Origin of the sequence: Amycolatopsis sp. ATCC 39116 (assembly GCF_000231075.2) — a bacterium.
GTDB lineage: Bacteria > Actinomycetota > Actinomycetes > Mycobacteriales > Pseudonocardiaceae > Amycolatopsis_E > Amycolatopsis_E tucumanensis.
In genome coordinates this window covers 59790-86172 of sequence record NZ_AFWY03000006.1, presented here as the reverse complement: position 1 = coordinate 86172, position 26383 = coordinate 59790, and the positions used below count along the sequence as shown (strand labels likewise).

Below are 26383 nucleotides of genomic sequence, written 5' to 3'. Positions count from 1 at the left end.
TCCCCCGTTACGGCGAAACGAACCCCGCCGCGGGACCGACTCCCAACGGTGACCACCGCCGTGCTGCCCACGCGAACCGCCCTGCCCGACGCCGTGCGGCGCCCGCTGCTGGTGCTCGCGATCCCGGCCGCGGTGACCGTCGCGGTGCTGGCCGTCCGCGTCGCGGGCGCCGGCTCGGCGAGCGCTCTCGACCGCTGGATCCTGGACGCCTCTGGCGGCGCGATCCCGTACCCGTCGGCGCAGCGGGTGACCGCCAAGGGCCTGGACTTCGCTGGCGAACCGGCGGGCGCGGGCCTGCTGGTGGCCGCGCTGGTCACGCTGTGCCTGGTGCTCGGGCACCGGCGCACCGCGCTGCTCGCCGTGCTCGGGCCCGGTCTGTCGGTGGCCGTGACGACGCTGCTGAAACCCGTGGTGGGGCGGACGATCAACGGCCCGCACCTGTCGTTCCCCAGCGGGCACACCGCGGTGGTGACCGCGATGGTCCTGGTGTTCGCGTTCGTCCTGGCCGACCGGCTGCGGCTGCGCCCGCCCGCGGCCACGGCGGTGGTGCTCTACGCCGCGGTCACCGCGGGCGCCGCCGAGGCCTGGGCGCAGTTCGGCATGGTCGTGCACTACCCGACGGACACGCTCGGCGGCTTCTGCGTCGCGCTCGTCGTCGTGCCCGTGACGGCGTGGCTCCTCGACCGCGTCAGGCGTAGGGCCGGAACACCGGCTTGACCGACCGGCCGCCGATCCACGGCGTCGGGTCCTCGACGTCCAGCGCCTTCCGGTAGACGGCGCAGGCCTGCGCCACCACGTCCACCGTCCGGTCGATGTCGGCCTCGGTCAGCGCGCTGCTCACCACGAACGACGGCCCGAGCACGCCACCGGCGACCAGCTGGCGCAGGAACAGCGTCCGGTACGGCTGGGACGGCCGCAGCTGCTCGTCGAGCGTGCCGAACACCAGGTTGCTCGCCCGGCCGCGCACCACGACGTGCTCGCCGACGCCCATCGCCGCCGCCACGTCCCGGACGCCGGACGCGAGCCGCTCGCCGAGTGCGTGCAGCCGGGCCGAGATGCCCTCCTCGACGTAGGTGTCCATCACGGCCATGGCGGCGGCCAGCGAGTGCGTCTCCGCGCCGTGCGTGGTGGACAGCAGGAACACCCGCTCGCGCGAGTGCCGCAGCCCGCCCAGCTCCATCAGCTCCCGCTTGCCGGCCAGCGCGGACACCGCGAACCCGTTGCCCAGCGCCTTGCCGAACGTGGACAGGTCCGGCGTCACCCCGTAGTAGCCCTGCGCGCCCGCCTCCGACCAGCGGAAACCGGTGATCATCTCGTCGAAGACCAGCACCACGCCGTACCGGTCGGCCAGCGCGCGCATCCCCTCCAGGTACCCCGGCTGCGGCTCGACCCCGGTCGCGGCCTCCATGATCAGGCAGGCGACGTCGTGGTTGCGCAGGATCTCTTCGGTCGCGGCCAGGTCGCCGTACGGGAAGCGCACGGTCAGGCCGGTGATCTGCGGCGGGATCCCGGCCGGCATGCCGGTGGTGCCGATGAACCAGTCGTCGGTGGAGAAGAACGGGTGGTCGGCGCAGATCGCGACCACCGGTCGCCCGGTCGCCGCGCGCGCCAGCCGCACCGCCGCGGTGGTGACGTCCGAGCCGTTCTTGGCGAACTTGACCATCTCCGCGGTCGGCACGGTCGCCAGGAACTTCTCCGCCGCGGACAGCTCGACGACGGACGGCCGCACGAAGTTGCTGCCGCGGTCCAGCTCGCGCCGCACGGCCTCGACCACCCGCGGGTGGGCGTGCCCGAGGCTCACCGAGCGCAGGCCGGAGCCGTACTCGATGTAGGAGTTGCCGTCGATGTCCCACACGTGCGCGCCGCGGCCGTGTGAAATCACCGGCGCCAGCCCTTCGGGGTACTGGTCCTCCCCCTTGGCGTAGGTGTGCGCGCCGCCGGGGACGAGCTGGTGCAGGCGCTCGTTGACCTCGGTGGAGCGGGGCAGGATCTGCGCGTCCATGACTGTCACCTCAGGGTTCTCAGGACTTCGGCGAGCGAGGGCGCGCTTCGGTCGCGGTCGGAGGTCAGGGTCACCGGCAGCGGCCACGGGATGGCCAGGTCGGGGTCGTCGAAGGCGATGGTGACGTCCTCGGACGGGTCGTGCGGCCGGTCGATGCGGTAGGAGACGTCGGCGGGCTCGGTGAGCGCCTGGAAGCCGTGCGCGCAGCCGGCCGGCACGTACACGGTGACCTGGGTGTCGCCGGAGAGCCGGAAGTACTCGGTGTTGCGGAAGGTCGGCGAGTCCGGCCGCAGGTCGACCACGACGTCGAACACCTCGCCGTAGGAGCAGCGGACCAGTTTGGACTCGCCGGCGCCGGAGCGCAGGTGCATGCCGCGGATCACGCCCTTGACCGACCGGGACAGGCTGTCCTGCGCGAAGCCGTCCGGGTCGATGCCGACGGACGCGACGACCTCGCGGTCGAACGTGCGCGAGAAGAACCCGCGCGCGTCCACGTGCGGTGTCGGTTCGAACAACCAGGCCCCGGCGATGCCGGCTACCGGAACGGCCTTCACGTCCGGCTCCCTTCGACGACGGATTCGGACATGATGGCGAACTGGCGCTCCAGCCGCTCGCTCATCACACGATTGCGTTCCTTGAGGATCGCGGTCAGCTCCTCGCGCCGGTCCTCCAGTTCGCGGAACTGCGCCACGAGCCGGTCGAACTCGGGCTCCCGCGCGGACTGGCAGAACTCGCCCAGGCCCATCGCCGACATCAGCATGTCGTTCTTGCGCGCGTAGCCCAGCGAGAGCGTCGGCTTCGCGGTCTTCAGCGCGCACAACACGTTGTGGTAGCGGGTGGCGACCACGACGTCGACCTCGGCCATCTGACGCATGAGGTCCTGCAGCGAGGTCAGCGGCTCGGCGGTGATGTCCGCGCCCGGCGCGGCGGCGATGACCTCCGCGAGCACCTCGTCGTCGGCGACGTCGCCGGTGAACAACCGGATCGGACGGCCCTCGTCGGCCAGCAGCCGCACGAACCGCTTCACGGTGTCCAGGTAGGCGCGGTTGATCTCGTCCGCGCGGGCCCGGTCGTCGTTGCCGCCGCGGAAGGCCATCACCCCGACCCCGACGGCGCCGGTCGAGGGCCGCGGCTCCGGATCGGCCAGCCCGAACGCGAGGTCGGGGAAGACGGCGTCCGAACTCACGTCGACGCCCATGCGCGCCATGGCCTGGCGCGAGTGCTCGTCCCGGTAGGAGCGGTAGTGCGCCAGCCGCGCGGCGCGCGTGATGACCCACCGGGTGGCGCGTTTGCGCACCACGTCGGCGCCGACGCTGACGAGCGCGACCCGGGTCCCGGTGAGCCGCGCGGTGACGCCGAGCCAGAACAGCGAGTATGGCAGCGCCCACGGCCGCAGCGGCAGCGTGGCCTCCAGCACGCCCATTCCGGGCACGATCACCACGTCGTAGTTCCGCACCCAGGCCCAGGTCCGGAACGGGTCCAGCAGCTTGCCGAGCACCTTCAGCCCCGCGGCCGGCAGCCCGGTCGCGTCACCCGCGTGCGGCTCGTACCACTGCAGGTGCGTCGCCGGCGCGCCGTACCGCGCGGTGAGCTGCTCGGGGCCCATCGCCAGGAAGCCCAGCTCGGCGTTCGGATATCGCTCTCGCACGTAACTCAATACGGCGTCGAGCGATCCGTCGTTGCCCAGGTTGCCCGAACCGAGGATGCCGAAGAACCCGATGCGCGTCACGAAAGCAGACCCACCTTCCGCAGCGGCTTGCCGCCGAGCCACTCGCCGAGGACGCCGTAGCAGCGCATCCGCTCGCTCGACGACAACGGCGCGCGGCGGATCGCGGTGACGTACCCGGCCAGGTACTCGGCGAACAGCCGCGCCTTCGACTGCCCCGTCCGGCGCGGGTCCAGGTTCGCGCACACCTTCTGCACCGAGCCCAGGTTGTCGCCGCGGCCGGGGTGCTCGCGGCGGAAGAACATGACCTCCGGGACCTGCACGAACGTGCCGTGCAGGGCGAGCTCGCCGACCAGCTTCCGTCCGGCGTTGTGGTAGCTGTCGTGCGGCGCGATCCGCCGCATCACCGAGGTGCGGATCACGCCGTAGAAGTCGTCGCCGCCCTCGGTGAACATCAGGCTGCGGAACCGGACCGCCGCGTCCGGCGAATCGGTGTCCAGGCCGTAGTCGTAGTTCTCGATGACCTCGCCCCGCTCGTCCACGATCGCCATGTACGAGTGCGCGAGCACCGCTTCCGGGTGCCGGTCGAGCGCCTGGACGCACTTCGCCAGCAGCTCCGGCGCGAACAGGTCGTCGTGCGCCGCCCACTTGACGAACTCACCCCGCGCGGCCTGCACCACGAAGTTGTGGTTGGGCGCGGCGCCGATGTTGCGCGGCTGCCGCAGGTAGCGGATCCGCTCGTCCTTCGCGGCGTACTTCTCGCAGATCTCCTGGGTGCCGTCGGTGGAGGCGTTGTCGGAGATGATCAGCTCGAAGTCGGTGAAGGTCTGGGCGAGCAGGTTGTCGATGGCTTCGGCGACGTAGTTCTCCCCGTTGTAGACGGGCAGGCCGATGCTCAGCCTCGGTGCGGTCGTCATGGGGTCCTCGCTTCCTCGGGAACGTGCTCGCGGACGGCGACGTGCAACTGGCTCCACCACACGAACGCGCCGGCGAAGGTGGCGCACGCGACGCCCCAGCCGGACCCGACGGCGCCGCCGATCGCCGCGCCGGTCAGGCCGCCGATCACGTAGAGCGCGGACGCGACGAGCTGGCACCGCATGCTGCGCTTGGCCGCGCCGAGCGCCCGCAGGCCGGTCGCGGCGCCGCCGATGAAGCTCGCGTTGAAGACGGACAGGGTGGCCGGGATGATCAGCGCCTCGGCGGTGTGCCAGACGTCGCCGAGCACGAGCTCGCCGAGCCGGTCGTTCAGGACGAGCAGCAGCGCGCCGCCCCACAGCAGCGCGCCGAGCGCCTGGCTCCCGCCGAGGAGCAGGGCGAACGTCGGCAGCCGCCGCAAGTTGCGGCGCACCACCCTGGCGGCCTCGGGCACCGCGACGAACGCCAGTCCCATCAGGACCGCGACGAACGGCCCGAGCAGCAGCTCCCCGCCGCGCACGGTGCCGACCGCCGCCACCCCGGCGATCGCGCCGAGGCCGTACATGCGGATCTGCGAGCCACCGCTGTTGCTGACGTTCTCCACCAGGTAGCGCGGGCCGAGGTCACGCTGGTCGTGCAGCCACGACCGCACCCCGTCGAGGCTCGGCCGAAGACCCGTCTGCAGGTAGCCGTAGCCTGCGGCGACCGCGGCCGCGCCGCCCCAGGCCAGCAGGAACGCGACGACGCTGCCGTGCAGGTCGGCCAGCACCATCGCGGGGATCATCGCGACGCCCCACAGGGCGTCGTTGACGAACGCCTTGCGCCCCTCGCCGGAGGCGAAGAACGCGAACCGCCAGCTGTCCTGCAGCAGCAGCGCGGGCAGGATGACGCCGAGCGCGACGAACGCGGGCCCGAGGCTCCCACCCACCACGATCCCGAACACCACGCTCAGCAGGCCGGCCAGCGCGCCCACGGCCAGCGCGGTCGCCGACGACCGGGCCACCGCCGCCCGCCACACGCCGGTGTCCACGCCGCTGAAGCGCACGATCAGCGGATCGGTCGCCAGGCCACGCGAGATGTTGATCAGCACGCCGTAGGTGACCCAGGCGAGGCTGAAGATGCCGAACGCGGTGACGCCCAGCTCGCGCGCGACGTAGATGCCGACGGCGAAGTTCGTCAGGCTCGACACGGCCTGGTCGCCGAGGCCCCAAGACAGCCGCCCGGCCATCGCGCGCAGCCCGGAGGGCTTCGCGGCGGGTTTGCGGTGGCGGCCGGTGGTGGTCATGCGATCACCCCGCCACCAGGCCGGCGTCCCGCAGGGCGTCGGCGGCCGCGGCGACCGCGGCGAAGTCCAGGCCGGACCGGCGGGTGATGTCGAGCAGGTCGTGGTCGCCGTCGGAGAGGTTCAGCACCCACAGCATCGCCATCTGGGCCTGCTTGGCGTCGCTGCGGCCGCCGAGCGAGTCGTAGAGCCCGCGCTTGCCCAGCTGCGGCTCGCCGTACGGGCTCAGGTTCGTGTAGCGGCGGTTGCGGTCCAGCACGGCGAACGCCTCGCGCAGCACGGCGAGCGTGTCCTCCATCGCCGCCGGTGACACGAAGTCCGGGTTGTCCGCCGAGGTGTGGTACTCCGGGTAGCCGGCGTACGGAGTGCGGGTGAGCGAGCCGACGCCGAGGTCGAACCCCGGCGAGCAGAACTGCCGCTCGTCGTAGCCGTACGGCGAGAAGTCCAAGATCCGGTGTGGACGATCGCGCAGCACGTGCGCCAGCACCCGGTCGATCTCCGCGTCCCCGCGCCGCGACCGCTTGTACGTCAGGTCGCCCCGGTCGCCCGCGCAGGCGAGCACGACCCCGTGCTTGACCCGCGCGACGTCGTTGCGCGCCAGCCAGGTGATCGCGCCGATCGTGCCCGGCATGAACAGGAACCGGTAGGTGTACCAGGGGTTCACCAGCGCCTTGGCTAGCGCGATCGCGACCGCCACGCCGGCCAGGTTGTCGTTGGCCAGCGACGGGTGGCAGATGTGGCAGGACACGATCACCTCGTCGGCGACCTGCCCCGGCACCACGTGCTCGCCGTAGCTGAGGTGCCCGTCCGCCAGCGTGGAGTCGATCCGGACCTCGTAGTCGCCCTCCGGCAGCGCGTCCAGCGTCTCCTGCGCGAGGCAGAAACCCCACGCCGGCGAGTAGTAGCTGGTGCGGTACGGGACCCAGGACGGGCGGTCCGGCAGGGTGTGCAGGTGCGGCCGCAGCTCCGCCAGGCTCATCGTCGCCGACACCGGCACGCTGTAGCCGACCACGTGCAGGTTCGACTCGGCGAAGTCGACCACGCGCTTGCCGTCGGCGTCGGCCATCCAGGCGTCCCGGATGTTCCACTCCTGCGGCACGGTCCAGTCGAAGACCTGCGTGCCGGTGGGCACCTCGTGCCGCTCCAGCGGGACGTGCTCCCCGATGACGTCCAGCGTGGCCCGGACGCCGTCGCCCGTGATGCTGCGGCAGAGCGGGTACAACCGCTCCACCAGCGCGTGCATCCAGGCCCCGTCACGCATCACACGAACCGCATGGTGTCGTCGACCGCACCGGCCTCGCGGTGCTGCTTGAGCCGCGCGAGCCGGGTGAAGCTCTGCTCGAACGAGCGGTGGGTGAGCCCGTGCCGCTGGTAGGCCTCGACCAGCTCGACCGCGCCGTCCTTGACCGACCACTCGCAGGCGAAGCCGGGGATCGCCGCGCGGAACCGGGAGAAGTCGACCCGGTAGGAGCGCGGGTCGGCGCCGGCCTCGCCGGTGATCCGCAGCCGCGAGCCGGGCACGGCCTCGACGACCTGCTCGGCGATCTCCGCGACGGTCACGTTGTTCCGCTCGGTGCCGATGTTGAACGCCTTGTCGTGCACGGCTTCCCGGGGCGCGACGAGCGCGGCGGCGAAGGCCCGCGCGATGTCCTTCGCGTGCACCAGTGGCCGCCACGGCGTGCCGTCGGAGAGCACCAGCACCTCGCCGGACAGGCACGCGTGCCCGACCAGGTTGTTCAGCACGATGTCCGCGCGCAGCCGCGGGGAGAAGCCGAACGCGGTGGCGTTGCGCAGGTACACCGGGGAGAAGTCGTCGTCGGCCAGCTCGTGCAGGTCGTCCTCGACCAGCACCTTCGACTCCGCGTACGGCGTCACCGGCCGCAGCGGCGCGTCCTCGTTGACCAGGTCCGCGCCGCCGGAGGCGCCGTACACCGAGCACGTCGACGCGTACAGGAAGCGGGACACCCCGGCGTCCTTGGCCAGCCGCGCCAGCCGGACGGCCGCCTTGTGGTTGATCTCGTAGGTCAGCTCGGGGGCGAGCGCGCCCAGCGGGTCGTTGGACAGCGCCGCCAGGTGGATCACGGCGTCCACACCGGACACCTGTTCCGGCGTCACGTCCCGCAGGTCCACCCGGTGCCCCGGCGGGTCCTGCGGCGCCGGGCCGAGCACGCACTCGTCGAACAGACCGGAGTCGAGCCCGGTCACCTCGTGGCCGGCGGCGGCGAGCACCGGCGCCATCACCGTGCCCAGATACCCCTTGTGCCCGGTCAGCAGCACACGCATGACTCAACCCTCCAGCCGGAGACACAGCTTCCTGACGTGGAAGGCCTCCGCGTACCGCGCCTGGCACTCGATCCCCCGAATGCGGGCCAGCCCGAGGAACGCCTCCCGGTCGTACCAAGGACGATGTCGCTGCGAGGCGTAGTGCTGTTGCAGCAATTCGACTTTTTTCTCGGCGAGTTCGTCCCGCAGCGGGACGTAGGCCGACGGCGTGGTCAGGTCCCCGTCCCACTTGACGATCTCGTAGCCGAGGGTGAGGTGACCGCGGAACGCGGTGGTCACGAGCTCGGCCAGGCCGCGGTGGTCCTGGTGCGCGTCGCCGGTGCGGGGCGCGAGGATCAGGTCCGGATCGGTGCGCGCCCGCAGCTCCTCGAGCGCGTTCTTGGCCTCGTCCCAGTGCGCGGGCAGCCGGCCGTCCGGCAGCTTCAGCACGGTGACGCCGAGATCCGCGCCGGGGCAGAACGCCGCGAGCGCGGCCCGTTCCTCGTCCTCGCGCTCGGTGCCGCCGCCGGAGAGCACCAGAGCGTCCACCCGCAGTCCGGGGCGGCTCAGCGTGAGCAGCGTGCCGCCCGCGCCGATCGCGATGTCGTCGCAGTGGGCGCCGAGCACCACGATCCGCTCGAGCCGCTCCGGAACCAGTCCGATCACGCCGGCACTCGGTCCTTCTCCCACAGCGCCCACGGGCGCACCCCGCGCGTGTAGGCCTCGTCGAGCGCGTAGCGCTCCTTGACGGTGTCCGTCGGCTTCCAGAAGCCGCGGTAGGGGTAGGCCAGCAGGCGGCCGCGCTTGGCCAGTTCCGCACACCCGTCGGCGACCAGGTCGCCGTTCTCCGGGATGTGGTCGAACACCTCCTGGCGCAGCACGAAGTACCCGCCGTTCTCCCACAGCGGCATCTCGCTCACCGCGGTGATCGAACCGACCAGGCCGCCCTCGTCCATCTCCACGCAGTGGAACGACGACTGCGGCGGCACGACCATCATGGACGCGCCCGCGTCCGACCGGGAGAACCGCTCGATCATCGACGGCAGCGGCGCGTCGGTGAGCACGTCGGCGTAGTTGGCGAGGAACATCTCGTCACCGTCGAGGTGCTTCCGCACGCGGCGCAGCCGTTCCCCGATCGGCGACTCGATCCCGGTCTGCACGAACGAGATCGTCCAGTCGGCGATGTCGGTGGACAGCAGTTCCGCCTTGCCGCCCCGCAGCACGAAGTCGTTGGACGTGGTCTCCTCGTAGTTGAGGAAGAAGTCCTTGATGTGGTGGGCGCCGTAGCCGAGGCACAGGATGAACTCGGTGTGCCCGAAGTGCGCGTAGTAGCGCATGACGTGCCAGATCAGCGGCCGGGGACCGACCATGGCCATGGGTTTGGGCACGTCGGAGGCGGTGCCGTTGCGCATCCGCATCCCGTACCCGCCGCAGAACAGGACGACCTTCACGTTGGGTTCACCTCGACGATTTCCAGGCGGGGTATGGGGAAGACGAGCTTGCCGCCCCACTCCCCGACGTAGGACAGCTGCTGGGTCAGTTCGTCCCGCAGGTTCCACGGCAGGACCAGTACGTAGTCGGGCCGGTCCGCGGCGATGCGCTCCGGCGGCAGGATCGGGATGCGCGTGCCGGGCGTGAACCGGCCGTGCTTGTACGGGTTGCGGTCGACCGTGTAGGCGAGCAGGTCCGGCCGGATGCCGCAGTGGTTGAGCAGCGTGTTGCCCTTGCCCGGCGCGCCGTAGCCGACCACGGTCCGGCCGTCGTCGGCCGCGTCGACGAGGAAGCGCAGCAGGTCGCGGCGCACCTTGGCGACCCGGGCGGCGAACTCGGTGTAGCCGGAGAGCTCGTGCAGCCCGGCGGCTTTTTCCCTGGCCAGGACGTCGACCATGCGCCGGGTCGGCTCACCGGCGGTCTCCGCGGGCCGGGCCCACAGCCGGATCGACCCGCCGTGCGTCGGCAGCAGCTCGACGTCCACAAGGGACAGTCCGCCGGACGCGAGCGCCCGCTGCGCCGAAGCCACCGTGTAGTACTGGAAGTGCTCGTGGTAGATCGTGTCGTACTGGGTCTTCTCGATGAGCGTCAGCAGGTGCTGCACCTCGATGGACACCCAGCCGTCGTCGGCGACCAGCGCCCGCAGGCCCTTTGTGAAGCCGATGACGTCCGGGATGTGCGCGTAGACGTTGTTCGCCACCACGAGATCCGCCGGCCCGTGCTCGGCCCGCACCGCCGCGCCGGTCTCCGGCCCGAGGAACGCGGTCAGGGTCGGCACGCCCGCGTCCCTGGCGGCTTGGCCGACGTTCACCGAAGGCTCCACGCCGAGGCACCGGATACCCTGTGCCACAACGTGTTTGAGCAGATACCCGTCGTTGCTGGCGACCTCGACGACGAACGAGTCGCCGTCCAACCCCAGCCGGTCCACCGCGCCCGCGACGAACCTGCCCGCGTGGTCCACCCAGGATTCCGAATACGACGAGAAATACGCGTATTCGGTGAATGTCTCCTCCGGCGTGATCAACGGCGGGATCTGCGCGAGCCAGCAATCCGTGCACACCCGCAGGTGCAACGGAAAGGTATTTTCCGACTCGTCGAGTTGGGCTTCGGTCAGGAACAGCTCACACGGCGGAGTCGCACCGAGATCGACGACACTCGCCAGCCGGGTCGAGCCACAGAGTCGGCAGGTGGTCATGCCCCCTGATTCGGGAGACGAGAAGGACCTGTTACAGACACCGCGGCCGGTTCCGCCCACCGATCTCGAAATGAGACACGGGAACTACTTGCGGATCTCCAGCGTGCAGCACTTCGGACCGCCGCCCGCCTTGCGCAGTTCGGAGATGTCGACGAGCACCGGTTCGTAGCCGCGCACCACGAGCCGCTCGGCGAGGTCCGTGGCTTCCAGCGGCAGCACGACGTTGCGCCCGTCGGAGACGCCGTTGAGGCCGAAGCACTCCGCGTCCGCCGCGGTGGCGAGCACGGCGTCCGGGAACAGGCGCGCCAGGACGCGGCGCGAGCCGGCCGAGAACGCCTCCGGGTAGTAGGCGATGTGGGCCGGCGTCGTGTCGGTGGCCTCGCTGAGCACGAACAACGCGGTGTCGAGGTGGTAGTAGCGCGGGTCGGTCAGCCGCAGGGACAGCACCGGCACCCCGAGCACCTCCTGCGCTTCGGCGTGCGCGGCGGGGTCGGTGCGGAACCCGGTGCCGGCGAGCAGCATCCGCCCGGTCCACGCGAAGTCGCCCTCGGCCTCGTTGACGTAGGACGGCATGACGACGTCGCGGTAGCCGTGCTCGGTGAACCAGCGGCGGAAGTGCTCGGCCTCGGCGGCGCGCTGCGGAGCGCGGAAGCGGGCGCCGAGCACCCGGCCGTCGATCACGGTCCCGGAGTTCGCGGCGAAGACCATGTCCGGCAGCCCCGGCTGCGGCTCGATCTCCTCGACGGTGTGGCCGAGGCGGCGGTAGGTGTCCCGCAGCTCGCGCCACTGCGTCATCGCCCGCTCGGCGCTGACCGGTCGCGTCGGGTCCATCCAGGGGTTGATCGCGTAGTCGACGGCGAAGAACCGGGGCGGGCACATGAGGTACCGGCGGGTGGTCGGAACCCGAGTCGTCATGACATCACGGTATGTCTCGATTCAGGGACAATCAATCGCTGTTTCTTGCTCATCCACCTGCTAAACATTGCGTGTGAACTCGCTCGACCAGCAGATCGTTTCGTGCCTCGTGACGAACGCGCGCGCCAGCTACGCCGAGATCGGGAAGGTCGTCGGGCTGTCCGCGCCGGCGGTCAAACGCCGCGTGGACCGGCTGCTGGAAACCGGGGTGCTGCGCGGCTTCACCGCGGTCGTCGACCCGGAGGCGCTGGGCCGGGGCACCGAGGCGTTCGTCGAGGTGCACTGCCGCGGCAACATCTCCCCGGCTCGCATCCGCGCGCGGCTGGAACCGCTGCCCGAGGTCGTCGCCGCCTACACGGTGACCGGTGCGGCGGACGCCATCGTGCACCTGCGCGCCGCCGACATCCACCAGCTCGAAACCGCGCTGGAGCGGCTGCGCGGGCTGGAGATCGTCGACCGCACGGTGTCCACTGTCGTGCTGTCCCGGCTCCTTGAGCGCCCGCCCAACCCCGCGACATGATGGCGGGCATGACCGAACGCATCGTGACCGAGCGGCGCGGCAGGGTCGCGGTGATCACCGTCGACGCCCCGCAGCGGCGGAACTCGCTGACCCTGGCGCTTTCCACCGACCTCGCCCAGGCCGTGGCCGAAGCCGAGCAGGACCAGGGCGTGCAGGCGCTGGTCGTCACCGGCACCCCGCCCGCGTTCTGCGCCGGAGCCGACCTCACGACGCTGGGCAGCGCGCAGGAGGAGGGCTTGCGCGCGGTGTACGAGGGCTTCCTCGCGGTGGCGCGGTCGCCATTGCCGACGATCGCGGCGGTGGGCGGCGCGGCCGTCGGCGCCGGGCTGAACCTCGCGCTGGCCGCGGACGTCCGCCTCGCCGGCCCGCGCGCGAAGTTCATCCCGCGGTTCCTCGAACTCGGCCTGCACCCCGGCGGCGGTTTCACCTGGATGTTGCAGCGCGCGGTGGGTATCCAGCGGGCACGGGCCATGACCTTGTTCGGCCAGTCCCTCGACGCCGCGGCGGCGGAGGCGGCCGGGCTGGTGTTGCGCACCGTGGACGGCGACCACGACGACCTGCTGGAGGCGGCATTGCAACTGGCGGAACCGGCGGCGAACGCACCGCGCGAGGTCGTGCTCGCGACCAAGCTGTCGATGCGGCAAACCTCGACCATGGCCGAGCATTCCCGCGCAGTGGACACCGAGATCGAGCCTCAGCTGAAGTCCCTGAATTCCCCCGACTTCGCAGAACGGCTCGCTTCGATGCAGGCCACGATCACCACGCGGAAGTAGACGCTACCGTAAGTTACAGGTAACCGGTATCACACCGCCGATTCTCGTCACAGAACGACAAGTAAGGTGGAGGTATCGGCGGAAGTGTGCCCACCGGCCACGTGTCGACGAGGACGCAGCCTGTCGGGAGAGAGGGATTCTCTGACCCATGAGCACGAGCACGAACGGCAACGGTGTGCTGTCGGCGAGCCGGCCCACTGAAGTCGCCAAGCTGGACCGCGTGGTCATCCGGTTCGCGGGTGACTCCGGCGACGGTATGCAGCTCACCGGCGACCGCTTCACCTCGGAGGCCGCGGCCTTCGGCAACGACCTGGCCACCCTGCCGAACTTCCCCGCCGAGATCCGGGCGCCACAGGGCACCATCCCGGGCGTCTCGTCGTTCCAGGTGCACTTCGCCGACTACGACATCCTCACCCCCGGCGACCGGCCGGACGTGCTCGTCGTGATGAACCCCGCCGCGCTCAAGGCGAACCTGCGTGATGTGCCCAATGGCGGCACGATCATCGTCAACACCGACGAGTTCACCAAGCGCAACCTGACCAAGGTCGGCTACGACAGCGACCCGCTGGAGGACGACACGCTGTCGGCGTTCCAGGTGCACCGGGTCGCCATGTCGACCCTGACCCAGGGCGCGCTGGAGGGCACGGGCCTCGGCAAGAAGGACGCCGAGCGGTGCAAGAACATGTTCGCGCTCGGGCTGCTGTCGTGGATGTACCACCGGCCGACCGAGGGCACCGAGGCGTTCCTGCGCGAGAAGTTCGCCAAGAAGCCGGACATCGCCGAGGCCAACATCCTGGCCTTCCGCGCGGGCTGGAACTACGGCGAGACCACCGAGTCGTTCGCCACCACCTACGAGGTGGCGCCGGCGAAGCTGGACAAGGGCACCTACCGGCAGATCACCGGCAACACGGCACTGGCGTACGGCATCGTGGCCGCCGGGCAGCGCGCCGGGCTGCCCGTCCTGCTGGGCACGTACCCGATCACGCCGGCGTCGGACATCCTGCACGAGCTGTCCCGGCACAAGAACTTCGGCGTGCTGACCTTCCAGGCCGAGGACGAGATCGCCGGCATCGGCGCCGCGCTGGGCGCCTCCTACGGCGGCGCGCTCGGCGTGACCTCGACGTCCGGGCCGGGGGTGGCGCTGAAGTCGGAGACCATCGGCCTCGGCGTGATGCTGGAGCTGCCGCTGGTCGTGATCGACGTGCAGCGCGGCGGCCCGTCGACCGGTCTGCCGACCAAGACCGAGCAGGCCGACCTGCTGCAGGCGATGTTCGGCCGCAACAGCGAATCGCCGCTGCCGGTCATCGCGCCGCAGTCCCCCGGCGACTGCTTCGCGGCGGCCATCGAGGCGGTGCGGATCGCGTTGAAGTACCGGACGCCGGTGATGATCCTGTCCGACGGCGCGAACGCCAACGGCTCGGAGCCGTGGCTGATCCCGAACGTCGAGGACCTGCCTGACCTGTCGGTGGAGTTCGCCTCGGAGCCGAACGCGGCCGACGGGTCCGGCGAGTTCTGGCCGTACGTGCGCGACCCGGAGACGCTGGCCCGCGCGTGGGCCGTGCCCGGCACGCCCGGCCTGGAGCACCGCATCGGTGGCCTGGAGAAGCAGGACGGCAAGGGCAACATCTCCTACGACCCGGACAACCACGACCACATGGTCCGGCTCCGCCAGGCCAAGATCGACGGCGTCGACGTGCCGGACCTGGAGGTCGACGACCCGTCCGGCGAGGCGCGGGTGCTGGCGCTGGGCTGGGGTTCGACGTTCGGCCCGATCGGCGCCGCGGCCCGCCGCGTGCGCAAGCAGGGCATGCCGATCGCGCAGGCGCACCTGCGGCACCTGAACCCGTTCCCGAAGAACCTGGGCGAGGTCCTGGCCCGGTACGACCGCGTGGTGGTGCCGGAGATGAACCTGGGGCAGCTCGCCCTGCTGCTGCGCGCCAAGTACCTCGTGGACGTGCACTCCTACACGAAGGTCGCCGGCCTGCCGTTCAAGGCCGAGGAACTCCAGCACGTCTTCACCGACATCATCGAAGGAGCGCTGACCCGATGACCGCCACCGACTTGGGCCTGCCCACCCTGGGCGGTCTGGACCTGGTGCCGACCACGGACGAGACCCAGAAGGCGAAGGACTTCAAGTCCGACCAGGAAGTGCGCTGGTGCCCGGGCTGCGGGGACTACGTCGTGCTCAACACGGTGCAGTCGTTCCTGCCCACGCTCGGGTTGAAGCGCGAGAACATCGTGTTCGTCTCCGGCATCGGCTGCTCGTCGCGGTTCCCGTACTACCTCAACACCTACGGGATGCACTCGATCCACGGCCGCGCGCCGGCGATCGCGACCGGTCTGGCGACCACGCGGCCGGACCTGTCGGTGTGGGTGGTCACCGGTGACGGCGACGCGCTGTCCATCGGCGGCAACCACCTGATCCACGCGTTGCGCCGCAACGTCAACATCAAGATCCTGCTGTTCAACAACCGGATCTACGGCCTGACGAAGGGCCAGTACTCGCCGACGTCCGACCCGGGCACGATCACCAAGTCGACCCCGATGGGCTCGGTGGACACGCCGTTCAACCCGATCTCGCTGGCGCTGGGCGCGGAGGCCTCCTTCGTCGGCCGGGCGCTGGACTCCGACAAGAAGGGCCTGACCGAGGTGCTCACCGCGGCGGCCCAGCACCGCGGCTCGGCGCTGGTGGAGATCTACCAGAACTGCCCGATCTTCAACGACGGCGCGTTCGACGTGCTGAAGGACAAGGACGAGGCCGCGCACCGGATCATCCCGTTGCGGGCGGGCGAGCCGATCCGCTTCGGCCCGGAGGGCGAGTACGGCGTGGTGCCGAACCGCTGGGGCGGCTTCGAGATCGCCAAGGTGGCGGAGGTCGGCGAGTCCGAGCTGATCGTCCACGACCCGGCGATCGAGGACACCGCGTACGCCTTCGGGTTGTCCCGCATCGGCGACCAGCACCTCAACCACACGCCGACGGGCATCTTCCGCCAGGTCTCCCGCCCCACCTACGACGACCAGGCCCGCGCCCAGGTCGAGCAGGCCCGCTCCGCGAAGCCGGCCGACCTGCAGGCGCTGCTGACCGGCAAGGACACCTGGACGGTCGACTGACCGCACGAAGAAGCCCCGCACGAATCGTTCGTGCGGGGCTTCTTCTTTGGTTCAGAGCGGCCGGAACCCGACCCGCTCGGCGTCGTCGGCAGTGCGGAACCAGACCTCGGCGATCATGCGGTCGTACTGCGGCGAGTCCTCGGTGCAGTAGCGCAGCGCGGTGACGCTGGCCTTGACCGTGAACTCCTCGGACGGCTTCCCACCGCCGGGCCGCGGCATCGCCGAGCCGGGGCCGAACGGGCCCGGCGGCACCGAACCGTCCGCGCGCGTGCGCGGGGTCGGCTCGAACAGGGAGCCGCTGCGGCCGCCCTCCTCGGGCCGGGGCTCGCGCCGCTCGACGGTCCGCATGGACGGCTGGACCGGCTTCGGCGGGTCGAAGGCGTGCGCCGACCGCCGCGGCTGCCGCTTGGGCAGGACCTGGGTGGTCTCGGTGGCCGTCTCCTCGGCCGGAGGCTGCGGCTGGTCCTCGAACGCGTAGGCCGGCGGCTCGGGCTCCGGCGCGGCGAACGGCGTGAAGGCCGACTCCTCCGCGCGCGCCGGTTCGGGCGCGTGGTCCGGGTCGAACAGCGACCCGCGCTCCGGCTCCGGAGCCCGCTCCCGCCCGAACAGCGAGCCGCGCTCCTCACCCCGCAGCGCCTGGCGCTCCTCACCCCGAAGGGCCTGATCCGGCTGGAACAACGTGGTCGCCTCCGCAGGCGACTCGTCCCGCCGGAACAACGACCCGGCAGGCTGCTCCTGCTCGAACGCGGCCTGCCCGGCCTGCCCCTGCTCGAACGCGGCCTGCCCAGCCTGCCCCTGCTCGAACGCGGCCTGCCCAGCCTGCCCCTGCTCGAACAGCGACCCCCGGCCGGCAGGCGGCTCCTCTTGCCCATGGCGCGGCTTCCGCCCAGCCCCGGCGTCATCCTGTGCAGCAACCTGGCCGCCCTGCCCGTGGCGCGGCTCCCGCTCGGACCCGGCCTGGTCCTGCTCAGCCACATACCCAGCGGCGTCGGCCTGCCCATGGCGCGACTCCTGCTCGTACCCGGCTCGGCCGGCTCGAACAGCGCGCCGCGCTCAGCCTCTTCGCGGCCGTAGGCAGCATCGTCCTGCCCGTGGCGCGACTCCCGCTCGTACCCGGCCTCGGCCGGCTCGAACAGCGCGCCGCGCTCAGCCTCTTCGCGTCCGTACCCCGCGACCTGCTCCCGGCCGAGCCCCGCGTCGCCCACGTGCAGCGCGCCCCGCTCGGCGGCGTCGTCCCGCTCGCGGCCGAACGCGTCGAAGACCGTCGTCGCCTCCGCCTGCGGCTCCTCCGGCTCGAACAGCGAGTCGTCGTCGATCTCGGAGCCCGGCTGGTACCCGGGCGACCGTCCGGCGAGGCTGTCGCGCTCCAGCCAGGACGGCGTGGCGTGCTGCTCCTCCGCCTCGGGCGTCTCCGCGGCGATCGGTTCCTTCCGCGCGACCGGCGCGGACACCGGGTCCCGCTCGATCGTGCGGGTCGGCTGCGCGGCGGGCGCGCTCTGCGCGGCGAGGAGTCTGCGCTCCAGGTGCCGGCTTCTCGCCTGAGCGGGCCGGGCCAGGAACAACCAGGTCAGCAGCACCCCGACCACGAATGCCGCCGCGCTCCACAGCCAGACCTGTCCGAAAATGGACATCCGTGCTGCCCTTCCTTTCCTACCGCGCGGTTACCACTCACAGTGACGCCGCAGCGGCTCACGCATGACGCGCGATCTACCTGGTCCGCGCGACGAGGTAGTCCGCGACGGACTCGCACGCGTCCCTCGCGGGCCCGGCCGGCAGGGGGGCCAGCTCCGTCCTCGCCCGCTGAGCGTAGTCCGACAGGGTGACCATGGCGCGGTCCAGCCCGGTGGACGCCCGCAGCAGGGTCAGGGCCTCCTCGACCAGCTCGTCGTCGGTGATCGGGCCCGCCAGCAGCTCCACCAGCCGCGGGTCGGTGTCCGGGTCGGCCAGCGCGTACAGCATCGGCAGCGTGCGCACGCCTTCCCGCAGGTCGGTGCCCGGCGTCTTGCCGGACTCGTGCGACGGCGAGGCGATGTCGATGATGTCGTCGGAGATCTGGAACGCGGTGCCGATGATCTCGCCGAACCGCTGCATCGCCCGGATCGCGTCCGGCTTGGCGCCGGAGACCATCGCGCCGAACCGGCCGGAGGTGGCGATCAGCGAGCCGGTCTTCTGCGCGATGACGGTGAGGTAGTGGTCGACCGGGTCCTCGCCCTCGCCCGGCCCGACGGTCTCCCGCATCTGGCCGGTGACCAGTTCGCTGAACGTCTCGGCGAGGATGCGGGCGGCGTCGGTGCCCAGGTCGGACACCAGCCGGGAGGCGTGCGCGAACAGGAAGTCGCCGGTGAGGATCGCGATGCTGTTGGTCCAGCGGGCGTTGACGCTGGGCGCGCCGCGCCGCATCGTCGCCTCGTCCATCACGTCGTCGTGGTACAGGGTGGCCAGGTGGACCAGCTCGACGGCCGCCGCGGCGATCACGACGTCGGAGTGGTTGCCCTCGCCGAACTCACCCGCCAGCAGAGTCATCAGCGGGCGAAAACGTTTGCCACCCGCCTCGACCAGGTGCGACGCGGCGTCGTGGACGGCCTGCACCTCGCTGCGCGCGGTGTCGCGCAGCAGCTTTTCGACGTCGTCCAGTCCAGCGGCCAGCGTGCGCAGCAGCTGCTCGTCGGCGATCCGCAGGCCCACGCTCCCGCGCAGCTCCTCGATCGTGCTACCCCGGTGCCGCACTGACACGTTGTCCGCCCTCTCCGCACTTCACTGACCGGTCCTCACCAGCGTAATGGCTGCACCCGGGGTGTTCGTGGGCCCTCTGCGAACCACCCTGGTGATGCGCGTGACAACGGGTGCCCACACCATCGGGTGAGCTGCCCCGCAGGCCCTTCTGACCAGCACTAACGTTCGCGAGGTGACCAGCAGGAGGGCGCAGAACACCATCGTCGCGGCGATCATGCTCGGGATGCTCCTGGCGGCGCTGGACCAGACGATCGTGTCCACCGCCCTGCCCACCATCGTGGCGGACCTCGGCGGCGCGAACCACCTGTCGTGGGTGGTCACGTCGTACCTGCTCGCCGAGACGATCATGACGGTGCTGATCGGCAAGTTCGGCGACCTGTACGGGCGCAAGCGGGCGTTCCTGGCCAGCGTGGTCCTGTTCCTCGCCGGGTCGTTCCTGTGCGGATGGGCCGACTCGATGGCCATGCTCGTCGCGTTCCGCGCGCTGCAGGGCCTCGGCGCGGGCGGGTTGATGGTGACCTCGGCCGCGGTCATCGCCGACGTCGTGCCGCTGCGCGAACGCGGCAAGTACCAGGGCGCGATCGGGGCGGTGTTCGGCGTCTCGACGGTGGCCGGGCCGCTGCTCGGCGGCCTGTTCGTGGACCACCTGAGCTGGCGGTGGGCGTTCTACGTGAACGTGCCGCTCGGGGTGCTGGTGGTCCTCGTGGCGGTGTTCGCGCTGCCCACGGTCAAGGCGGCGGTGAAACCCCGCATCGACTACCTCGGCATCGTCCTCATCGCGCTCGCCTCGACCGGGCTGACCCTGGTGACCAGCTGGGGCGGCACCGAGTACCCCTGGGCGTCGCCGGTGATCATCACGATGGCCGTCGGCTCGGTCGTGCTGCTGGTGGCGTTCGTGCTGGTCGAGCTGCGGGCCGCGGAGCCGATGCTGCCGATGCGGCTGTTCCGCGGCCGGGTGTTCTCGGTGGCGGGCATCCTGAGCTTCGTCGTCGGGTTCGCGATGCTCGGCGGCATCACCTACCTGCCGACGTACCTGCAGCGCGTGCAGGGCGCGAGCGCGACCGAGTCCGGACTGCGGATGCTGCCGCTGGTGGTCGGGATCATGATCACCTCGCTGGTCAGCGGCGTGGTGATCAGCCGCACCGGGCGGTACCGGGTCTTCCCGATCGCCGGTTCGCTCGTGCTGGCGCTGGGCCTGTACCTGCTGTCGCACCTGGACGCCACCACGAGCTTCTGGGTCACCTCGGCGTACATGGTCGTGCTGGGCCTCGGGCTCGGCTGCACCATGCAGGTGCCCACGATCGTCGTGCAGAACACCGCGGACTACGCCGACCTCGGGGTGGCGACGTCCGGCGTGAGTTTCCTGCGCACTCTGGGGAGTTCCTTCGGGGTCGCGGTGTTCGGCTCCATCTACGCGAACAACCTGCCACCGCAGCCGTCCACGGGGTCCTATGTGGACGCCATCGGGACGATGTTCCTGATCGCCTCGCCGATCGGGTTGCTCGCTCTGGTGGTCGCGTTGTTCCTCAAGGAGGTTCCACTGCGGGACACGTCGAAGGCGCTGGCGTCGGGCAACAGCGGGGTCGGCGAGGGCTTCGCCGTGCCGGGCTCCGGGGATTCGCGGCAGGAGCTGGAGAAGGTCGTGGCGACGGTGTGGTCGAAGCAGAAGACCGATCCGGGGCCGGAGATCCTGGCCCGCTCCGGCGTGCCGCTGAGCTACGCGCAGGCGTGGCTGATCGCGCAGATCTACCGCAACAGCGTCGACGACGGCGACGCCACCCTGCAGGAAATCGCCGTGCAGACCGGTGTTCCGGCGGGCATCTTCGAACCCACCGCGCGGCAGCTGGTGGCTGCCGGGCAGCTCGCCGAGGCCGACGGGCACTTCACGTTCACCGGGCACGGCAGCGACACGTTCGCCCGGCTGGTCGGCGCGTGGCGGTTGTGGGTGCTGGACAACGTGACGGGCTCGGAGGCCGCGGCGGGCCGGGATTTCACGGCCTGCGTGGACGAGATCGCGACGCAGCTGATCAGCAACAGCCGCGCGCTGACGCCGCCGGGCAGGCATGCGACGCCGGTCGGTTAGCACACCCGACCGACAAAAACGGCGCCACACCGGCGAAACGGCGCGACTTGTCCACATCGCCCTCAGCCATCCACAGAATCCCGTTCTGTTTCCCACTCCGCCGCCACACCGGGCATGCTCGAGACATCCCTTCCGAAAGGAGCCTCGAGAAATGACCGAGCTGACCCTCCCCGGCCGCCGCACCCGCAACCAGGCCCTCCGGCCTGTCATGGGAGAAGCGCGCGAGCGCAGGCTCGCCCAGCGGCACCTGCGCAAGCTGATGCGGCTGGCGCGCGAGCAGCCCTGCCGGTGCGGCGACGTGCACCGGCACGCATGTGCCTATCCCGACGTGGTGCGCGCGCTCGATCCGACCTGACCCCGCACGCGGAAGTGCCCCCCGCCCTGGCGGGCGGGGGGCACTTCCGGTGGCGCGGTCGTCAGAAGGCGAAGGCGCCCGCTCCCGCCCAGTCGAGGGCGAAGGCGGGGGCGACGCCGAGCAGCAGGGTGATGATCACGCCGAGCGTGATCGCCGCCGTGGTGAACGCGCCCGGCACCGTCACGGTCGGGCCCTCGGGAGCCGGCTTGGAGAAGTACATCAGCACGACCACCCGCAGGTAGAAGAACGCCGCGACGGCGCTGAACACCAGCGCGATCACCACCAGCGGCGCCATGCCGTCCCGCAGCGCCGCCGAGAACACGACGAACTTGCCGACGAACCCGCTGGTGAGCGGGATCCCGGCCAGAGCGAGCAGGAGGAAGGTGAACACCCCGGCCAGCACGGGCGACCGCTTGGCCAGGCCGGCCCACGCCGACAGGTGCGTGGCCTCGCCCTTGGCGTCACGCACGAGCGAGACCACGCCGAACGCGGCGAGCGTCGTGAAGCCGTAGGCCAGCAGGTAGAACAGGGTCCCGGACAGGCCCTGATCGGTCATCGCGAGCGTGCCGACGAGCAGGAAGCCGGCGTGCGCGACGGACGAGTAGGCGATCATGCGCTTGACGTCGGTCTGGGTCAGGCCGAGCACGGCGCCGATCGCCATGGAGATGATCGCGACGGCCCACAGCACGCCGCGCCACTCCCAGCTGGTCGACTCGAACCCGACGGTCAGCACCCGCAGGATGCCGCCGAACGCGGCGACCTTGGTGCAGGCCGCCATGAACCCGGTGACCGGGGTCGGCGCGCCCTGGTAGACGTCCGGCGTCCAGGTGTGGAACGGGCCGACCGAACCCTTGAACAGCAACCCGACCACGAGGAGACCCATGCCCGCGAACAACAGCATGTCCGACCGGTCCGAGCCGGCCGCGGCGCCCGCGATGTCGGCCAGCTTGACCGAGCCCGCGTAGCCGTAGAGCAGCGCCAGACCGTAGAGGAAGAACGCCGACGAGAAGGCCCCGAGGAGGAAGTACTTGACCGCCGCCTCTTGCGACAGCAGGCGCCGGCGCCGGGCCAGGCCGCACATCAGGTACAGCGGCAGGCTCAGCACCTCGAGCGCGATGAACATGGTGAGCAGGTCGTTGGCCGCGCAGAACGTCATCATCCCGCCCAGCGCGAACAACGCCAGCGGGAAGACCTCGGTCTGCATGCCCGTCGAACCGACCTGGGCCCGGTCCTGCACGGTGCCCGGCCGGATCGCGGCCTGCGCGACGAAGGCGCCACCCGGCTCGACCGAGCGGTCCGCGATCAGCAGGATCGCGGGCAGCGCGAGAGCGAGGAGCGTGCCCCACAGGAACAGGGCGGGCTTGTCCACCGACACGGCGCCGCTGAGGGTGGTCAGGCCCTTGACCGGCGAACCGCTGACGTACACGGCCAGCGCGACACCGGCGGCGGCCAGACCGGTCAGGCTGAGCAGCACCTGCGACGGCCACCGCATGTGCCGGGGCAGGAACGCCTCGAACAACACGCTGACGCACGCCGCGCCGAGCACGATCAGCACCGGCAGGATCGCGTCGTACGCGATCTCCGGGGCGGAGATTTGCCCTTGCTGGGCCAGAATCCCGAGCATTTCACTGGCCTCCGTTGAGTGCGGAAAGCGTCGCGTCGACCGACGGGGTCACCGTGTCCAGCACGGGTTGGGGGTAGAAGCCGAGCCCGATGATCAGCACCACCATGGGCACCAGGATCGCCAGCTCCCGGCCGCCCAGGTCCCGGATCGTCTTGCGGGCGCCCAGCTCGGGGGCGATCGCGGTGCCCGGGCCGCCCCCGGCGCCGACCAGCGCGGTCCCCCGCACCGGGCCGGTCATCAGGCGCTGGTACAGCCACAGCACGTAGGCCGCGGCGAGCACCATGCCGACGGTGGCGAGGATCGCGTACACCGGCTGGGTCTCGAAAGCGCCCAGCAGCACCAGGAACTCACTGACGAACGAGTTGGTACCCGGGAGGGACAAAGTGGACAGACCGGCGATGAGCAGCATCCCGCCGAGCAACGGCGTCAGCTTGAACATGCCGCCGTAGTCGGAGATCCGAGTGGAGCCGCCGCGCGCGATCACCAGGCCCAGCACCACGATCAGCATGCCGGTCGCGAGGCTGTGGTTGAGCATGTAGGTCACCGCGCCGACCCCGGCCTGCTGGGTGAAGGCGAAGATGCCCAGCGCGATGAACCCGAAGTGCGCGATCGAGACGTAGGCGACGAACCGTTTCATGTCCTGTTGCCCGGCGGCGAGGATCGAGCCGTAGAGCACGCCGATCACCGCCAGCACCAGCACCAGCGGCGCCAGGTCCTTGCTGGCTTCCGGGAACATCGGCAGGCAGTAGCGCAGGAACCCGAACGTGCCGACCTTGTCCAGCACGCCGACCAGCAGCACGGCGACGCCGATGGGCGCCTCGCCGGCGGCGTCGGGCAGCCAGGTGTGGAACGGCACGAGCGGCGCCTTGATGGCGAACGCCAGGAAGAACCCGAGGAACAGCCAGATCTGGGTGCTCGCCGGCGCGTCCCGGACCACCGTGACCAGCGTCGCCCAGTCGAAGGTGCCGTTGCCCAGCTCGTCGGCGGCGAGCGAGTAGGCCCCGATCGCCGAGGCCAGCATGATCAGACCGCCGAGGAAGGAGTACAGGAAGAACTTGACCGCCGCGTACTGCCGGTTCGCGCCGCCGTAGCCGCCGATGAGGAAGTACATCGGAATCAGCATGATCTCGAACAGCACGTAGAACAGGAACACGTCGGTCGCGGCGAACACCGCGATGGTGATGGCCTCCTGCACCAGGATCAACGCGAGGAAACCACCCGCGCTGCGGTCCTGCGGCAGCTTGTCCGCCGTGCCCAGTGCGCCGATGACGATCGGCACCAGGAACGCGATCACGGCGATCATCACCAGCGCGATGCCGTCGATGCCGAAGGAGATGTGCACGCCGAAGCTCGGGATCCAGTCCATCGAGCTGGTGTGCTGCAGGCGGGCGCCGGTCGGCTCGTAGGTCGCCCACGTCGGGATGATCATCGCCAGCTCGACGAGGGCGAACGCCACCGCGGTGACCGTGGCGAGCCGGTCGTTGCGGCGCAGCCCGGTGACGACGCACGCGCCGACCAGCGGCCAGAGGATGAGGGCCAGTACCCAGGTCATGAGAACCTCACCATCAGCAGTGCGGCGACAAGGACGAACGAGCCGGCCAGCATCGACAGGGCGTACGAGCGGACGAAGCCGGTCTGCAGTCTGCGCAACCGCCCGGATCCGCCACCGAGGGCGGCGGCCAGTCCGTTGACCGCGCCGTCGACGCCCCGGCTGTCGAGGTAGACCGAGAACCGGGTGAGCCACATGCCCGGGGTCGCGACCAGTGCCTCGTTGACCGCGTTGCCGTACAGGTCCTTGCGGGCCGCCTTGACGACGGCGGAGACGTTCTCCGGCCGCTCGACCGGGGCGTCCCGGCGCCCGACGACGAGCCAGGCGAGCAGCACGCCGAGCGCGGACAGGGCGACCGTGATCCACGGGATCAGCGAGTGCGGGATCGCGGTGTGCTCGGCCTCGCCGAGCTCACCCAGCGCCGGGGCGAGCCACTCGGACAGGCGGTCGCCGAGGGCGAAGAACGCACCGGCGCCGAGCGAGCCGATGGCCAGCACGATCATCGGCGCGGTCATCACCGGCGGCGACTCGTGCGGGTGGAACTCCTTGCCCTCAGCGGTGCGCAGGTCCCGCCAGCGTTCCTTGCCGAAGAAGGTGAGCAGCATCAGGCGGGTCATGTAGAAGGCGGTCAGCGCGGCGCCGAGCATGGCGGCGAGGCCGAACACCCAGCCACGCCAGCCCTCCTGGCCGAAGGCGGCCTCGATGATCGCGTCCTTGGAGAAGTAGCCCGACAGGAAGGGGAACCCGATGAGCGCCAGGTAGCCGAGCCCGAACGTGACGAACGTGATCGGCATGTGCCGGTACAGGCCGCCGAACTTGCGCATGTCGACCTCGTCGTTCATGCCGTGCATGACCGAACCGGCGCCGAGGAACAGCCCGGCCTTGAAGAAGCCGTGCGTCAGGAGGTGCATGATGCCGAGCGCGTAGCCGAACGGGCCGAGCCCGACGGCGAGCATCATGTAGCCGATCTGGCTGACCGTCGAGTACGCGAGCACCTTCTTGATGTCGTCGTAGGCGCAGCCGATGATGCACCCGATCAGCAGGGTTATCGCGCCGACAAGGGTGACGATCAGCCTGCCCGTCTCGGTCTCGTTGTAGATCGGGTTGGCGCGCGCCACCAGGTACACGCCGGCGGTGACCATGGTGGCCGCGTGGATGAGGGCCGACACCGGGGTGGGGCCTTCCATCGCGTCCGGGAGCCATGCCTGCAACGGGAACTGGCCGGACTTACCGCACGCGCCGAGCAGCAGCAGGATCGCGATCGCGGTGATCACGGCGGGCGGGGCGTCGCCGATGCGGTCGAACACGCCCGCGTAGGTGACCGTGCCGAGGTACTTGAACATCAGGAAGATCGCGAGCGCGAGGCCGACGTCGCCGACGCGGTTCATCAGGAACGCCTTCTTCGCGGCGGTCGCCGCGGACGGGCGGTCCGAGTACCAGCCGATGAGCAGGTACGAGGCCAGGCCGACGCCCTCCCAGCCGAGGTAGAGCGTCACGAAGTTGTTGCCCAGCACCAGAACCAGCATGGAGGCCACGAAGAGGTTCAGGTACCCGAAGAATCGCCGCCGGTTGCGGTCCTCCGCCATGTAGCCGATCGAGTAGATGTGGATCAGCGCGCCCACACCGGTGATCAGCAGGATGAAGACGAGCGAGAGCGCGTCGATGCGAAGTCCGAAGTCGATCTGGAGGTCACCGACGCCGATCCAGGTGAACATCCTGGTGTCGGTCACGTGCCCGTCGCTGCCGAAGAACAGCACCAGGCCGTACACGAACGACGCGATGACCGTCGCACACCCGAGGAGGTGACCCCAGCGGTCGGTGCGCCGTCCCCCGGCCAGCAGGACGAGCGCGCCGAGGGCCGGGAACGCGACCAGCAGCCACGATGATGCGATCACTGAGTAGCCCTC

At 70.7% G+C, this 26383-nt stretch carries 23 protein-coding genes; 7 read left to right on the top strand and 16 right to left on the bottom strand.

Annotated features, from left to right (window positions below; translation table 11 throughout):
* Positions 1-48 precede the first annotated feature (48 nt).
* Positions 49-717 carry a phosphatase PAP2 family protein gene (locus AMY39116_RS0309460; protein WP_020417448.1) on the top strand — a complete coding sequence of 223 codons (669 nt, stop codon included), beginning with the start codon at positions 49-51 and terminating at the stop codon, positions 715-717.
* Here AMY39116_RS0309460 and AMY39116_RS0309455 read toward each other — a convergent pair.
* The 11 genes from AMY39116_RS0309455 to ddaH all read right to left on the bottom strand — a co-directional run bounded on the left by AMY39116_RS0309455 (position 689) and on the right by ddaH (position 11728).
* Complete coding sequence (locus AMY39116_RS0309455; protein ID WP_020417447.1) at positions 689-2002, bottom strand: glutamate-1-semialdehyde 2,1-aminomutase; 1314 nt, start codon at positions 2000-2002, stop codon at positions 689-691. The two genes, AMY39116_RS0309460 and AMY39116_RS0309455, sit on opposite strands and share 29 nt — an antisense overlap.
* A 5-nt stretch (positions 2003-2007) precedes the next feature.
* Positions 2008-2556, bottom strand: coding sequence for a dTDP-4-dehydrorhamnose 3,5-epimerase family protein (locus tag AMY39116_RS0309450; protein ID WP_020417446.1), 549 nt, complete (start codon positions 2554-2556; stop codon positions 2008-2010).
* The gene (locus AMY39116_RS0309445; protein ID WP_020417445.1) at positions 2553-3731 is read right to left on the bottom strand and encodes a polysaccharide pyruvyl transferase family protein; all 1179 of its coding nucleotides are present in this window, start codon (positions 3729-3731) and stop codon (positions 2553-2555) included. Before AMY39116_RS0309445 ends, AMY39116_RS0309450 begins: the two co-directional genes overlap by 4 nt.
* Positions 3728-4585, bottom strand: a complete 858-nt coding sequence (locus AMY39116_RS0309440) for a glycosyltransferase family 2 protein (protein ID WP_020417444.1) — start codon at positions 4583-4585, stop codon at positions 3728-3730. The genes AMY39116_RS0309445 and AMY39116_RS0309440 overlap by 4 nt, the downstream gene beginning before the upstream one ends.
* On the bottom strand, positions 4582-5868 hold the full coding sequence (locus AMY39116_RS0309435; protein WP_020417443.1) for a membrane protein: 1287 nt from the start codon (positions 5866-5868) through the stop codon (positions 4582-4584). The genes AMY39116_RS0309440 and AMY39116_RS0309435 overlap by 4 nt, the downstream gene beginning before the upstream one ends.
* Positions 5869-5872: 4 nt before the next feature.
* A complete protein-coding gene (locus AMY39116_RS0309430; RefSeq protein WP_020417442.1) occupies positions 5873-7126 on the bottom strand; it encodes a DUF4910 domain-containing protein in 1254 nt (417 codons plus the stop codon).
* Positions 7126-8148 carry an NAD(P)-dependent oxidoreductase gene (locus AMY39116_RS0309425; RefSeq protein ID WP_020417441.1) on the bottom strand — a complete coding sequence of 341 codons (1023 nt, stop codon included), beginning with the start codon at positions 8146-8148 and terminating at the stop codon, positions 7126-7128. The genes AMY39116_RS0309430 and AMY39116_RS0309425 overlap by 1 nt, the downstream gene beginning before the upstream one ends.
* 3 nt (positions 8149-8151) lie before the next feature.
* Positions 8152-8793: a PIG-L deacetylase family protein gene (locus AMY39116_RS0309420; protein WP_020417440.1), complete on the bottom strand. Its 642-nt coding sequence runs from the start codon at positions 8791-8793 to the stop codon at positions 8152-8154.
* Positions 8790-9578, bottom strand: a complete 789-nt coding sequence (locus AMY39116_RS0309415; protein ID WP_020417439.1) for a sugar phosphate nucleotidyltransferase — start codon at positions 9576-9578, stop codon at positions 8790-8792. Before AMY39116_RS0309415 ends, AMY39116_RS0309420 begins: the two co-directional genes overlap by 4 nt.
* Entirely contained in the window at positions 9575-10813 is a 1239-nt protein-coding gene (locus AMY39116_RS0309410; RefSeq protein WP_027935777.1) for a class I SAM-dependent methyltransferase, read from the bottom strand. The genes AMY39116_RS0309415 and AMY39116_RS0309410 overlap by 4 nt, the downstream gene beginning before the upstream one ends.
* A gap of 84 nt (positions 10814-10897) precedes the next feature.
* On the bottom strand, positions 10898-11728 hold the full coding sequence (gene ddaH, locus AMY39116_RS0309405; RefSeq protein WP_235716088.1) for a dimethylargininase: 831 nt from the start codon (positions 11726-11728) through the stop codon (positions 10898-10900).
* Positions 11729-11801: 73 nt separating this feature from the next.
* On the opposite strand from ddaH, the gene AMY39116_RS0309400 reads away from it, so the two are divergent.
* The 4 genes from AMY39116_RS0309400 to AMY39116_RS0309385 all read left to right on the top strand — a co-directional run bounded on the left by AMY39116_RS0309400 (position 11802) and on the right by AMY39116_RS0309385 (position 16132).
* Positions 11802-12248 (top strand): Lrp/AsnC family transcriptional regulator, encoded by a 447-nt coding sequence (locus AMY39116_RS0309400; protein WP_020417436.1) that lies wholly within the window; start codon positions 11802-11804, stop codon positions 12246-12248.
* 8 nt (positions 12249-12256) lie between these two features.
* Positions 12257-13021, top strand: a complete 765-nt coding sequence (locus tag AMY39116_RS0309395) for an enoyl-CoA hydratase (protein ID WP_020417435.1) — start codon at positions 12257-12259, stop codon at positions 13019-13021.
* Positions 13022-13169: 148 nt separating this feature from the next.
* Entirely contained in the window at positions 13170-15071 is a 1902-nt protein-coding gene (locus AMY39116_RS0309390; protein WP_020417434.1) for a 2-oxoacid:acceptor oxidoreductase subunit alpha, read from the top strand.
* Positions 15068-16132, top strand: coding sequence for a 2-oxoacid:ferredoxin oxidoreductase subunit beta (locus tag AMY39116_RS0309385; RefSeq protein ID WP_020417433.1), 1065 nt, complete (start codon positions 15068-15070; stop codon positions 16130-16132). The genes AMY39116_RS0309390 and AMY39116_RS0309385 overlap by 4 nt, the downstream gene beginning before the upstream one ends.
* Before the next feature lie 51 nt (positions 16133-16183).
* On the opposite strand, the gene AMY39116_RS48085 is transcribed toward AMY39116_RS0309385, so the two are convergent.
* Together AMY39116_RS48085 and AMY39116_RS0309370 are read right to left on the bottom strand one after the other, a co-directional pair.
* Positions 16184-17107 (bottom strand): hypothetical protein, encoded by a 924-nt coding sequence (locus tag AMY39116_RS48085; RefSeq protein WP_020417432.1) that lies wholly within the window; start codon positions 17105-17107, stop codon positions 16184-16186.
* Between the two features lie 732 nt (positions 17108-17839).
* The gene (locus tag AMY39116_RS0309370; RefSeq protein ID WP_020417430.1) at positions 17840-18859 is read right to left on the bottom strand and encodes a polyprenyl synthetase family protein; all 1020 of its coding nucleotides are present in this window, start codon (positions 18857-18859) and stop codon (positions 17840-17842) included.
* Between the two features lie 178 nt (positions 18860-19037).
* Between AMY39116_RS0309370 and AMY39116_RS0309365 the strand changes: the two genes are divergently transcribed.
* Together AMY39116_RS0309365 and AMY39116_RS0309360 are read left to right on the top strand one after the other, a co-directional pair.
* Positions 19038-20948, top strand: a complete 1911-nt coding sequence (locus AMY39116_RS0309365) for a DHA2 family efflux MFS transporter permease subunit (RefSeq protein ID WP_020417429.1) — start codon at positions 19038-19040, stop codon at positions 20946-20948.
* 151 nt (positions 20949-21099) lie between these two features.
* A complete protein-coding gene (locus AMY39116_RS0309360; protein ID WP_020417428.1) occupies positions 21100-21303 on the top strand; it encodes a hypothetical protein in 204 nt (67 codons plus the stop codon).
* Between the two features lie 61 nt (positions 21304-21364).
* Here AMY39116_RS0309360 and nuoN read toward each other — a convergent pair whose 3' ends face one another.
* From nuoN to nuoL, 3 genes are read right to left on the bottom strand one after another with little or no spacing between them, the layout of a single operon-like run.
* Positions 21365-22927 carry an NADH-quinone oxidoreductase subunit NuoN gene (gene nuoN / locus AMY39116_RS0309355; protein ID WP_020417427.1) on the bottom strand — a complete coding sequence of 521 codons (1563 nt, stop codon included), beginning with the start codon at positions 22925-22927 and terminating at the stop codon, positions 21365-21367.
* Between the two features lies 1 nt (position 22928).
* Entirely contained in the window at positions 22929-24479 is a 1551-nt protein-coding gene (locus AMY39116_RS0309350) for an NADH-quinone oxidoreductase subunit M (protein WP_020417426.1), read from the bottom strand.
* Complete coding sequence (gene nuoL / locus AMY39116_RS0309345; protein WP_020417425.1) at positions 24476-26371, bottom strand: NADH-quinone oxidoreductase subunit L; 1896 nt, start codon at positions 26369-26371, stop codon at positions 24476-24478. The genes AMY39116_RS0309350 and nuoL overlap by 4 nt, the downstream gene beginning before the upstream one ends.
* Positions 26372-26383 lie beyond the last annotated feature (12 nt).

Coding starts and splice junctions, on each gene's coding strand:
- AMY39116_RS0309435 (WP_020417443.1), bottom strand. CDS start 5,868: ATGACCACCACCGGCCGCCACCGCAAACCCGCCGCGAAGCCCTCCGGG.
- nuoN (WP_020417427.1), bottom strand. CDS start 22,927: ATGCTCGGGATTCTGGCCCAGCAAGGGCAAATCTCCGCCCCGGAGATC.
- AMY39116_RS0309350 (WP_020417426.1), bottom strand. CDS start 24,479: ATGACCTGGGTACTGGCCCTCATCCTCTGGCCGCTGGTCGGCGCGTGC.
- AMY39116_RS0309360 (WP_020417428.1), top strand. CDS start 21,100: ATGACCGAGCTGACCCTCCCCGGCCGCCGCACCCGCAACCAGGCCCTC.
- ddaH (WP_235716088.1), bottom strand. CDS start 11,728: ATGACGACTCGGGTTCCGACCACCCGCCGGTACCTCATGTGCCCGCCC.
- AMY39116_RS0309385 (WP_020417433.1), top strand. CDS start 15,068: ATGACCGCCACCGACTTGGGCCTGCCCACCCTGGGCGGTCTGGACCTG.
- AMY39116_RS0309410 (WP_027935777.1), bottom strand. CDS start 10,813: ATGACCACCTGCCGACTCTGTGGCTCGACCCGGCTGGCGAGTGTCGTC.
- AMY39116_RS0309440 (WP_020417444.1), bottom strand. CDS start 4,585: ATGACGACCGCACCGAGGCTGAGCATCGGCCTGCCCGTCTACAACGGG.
- AMY39116_RS0309430 (WP_020417442.1), bottom strand. CDS start 7,126: ATGCGTGACGGGGCCTGGATGCACGCGCTGGTGGAGCGGTTGTACCCG.
- AMY39116_RS0309390 (WP_020417434.1), top strand. CDS start 13,170: ATGAGCACGAGCACGAACGGCAACGGTGTGCTGTCGGCGAGCCGGCCC.
- AMY39116_RS0309395 (WP_020417435.1), top strand. CDS start 12,257: ATGACCGAACGCATCGTGACCGAGCGGCGCGGCAGGGTCGCGGTGATC.
- AMY39116_RS0309425 (WP_020417441.1), bottom strand. CDS start 8,148: ATGCGTGTGCTGCTGACCGGGCACAAGGGGTATCTGGGCACGGTGATG.
- AMY39116_RS0309455 (WP_020417447.1), bottom strand. CDS start 2,002: ATGGACGCGCAGATCCTGCCCCGCTCCACCGAGGTCAACGAGCGCCTG.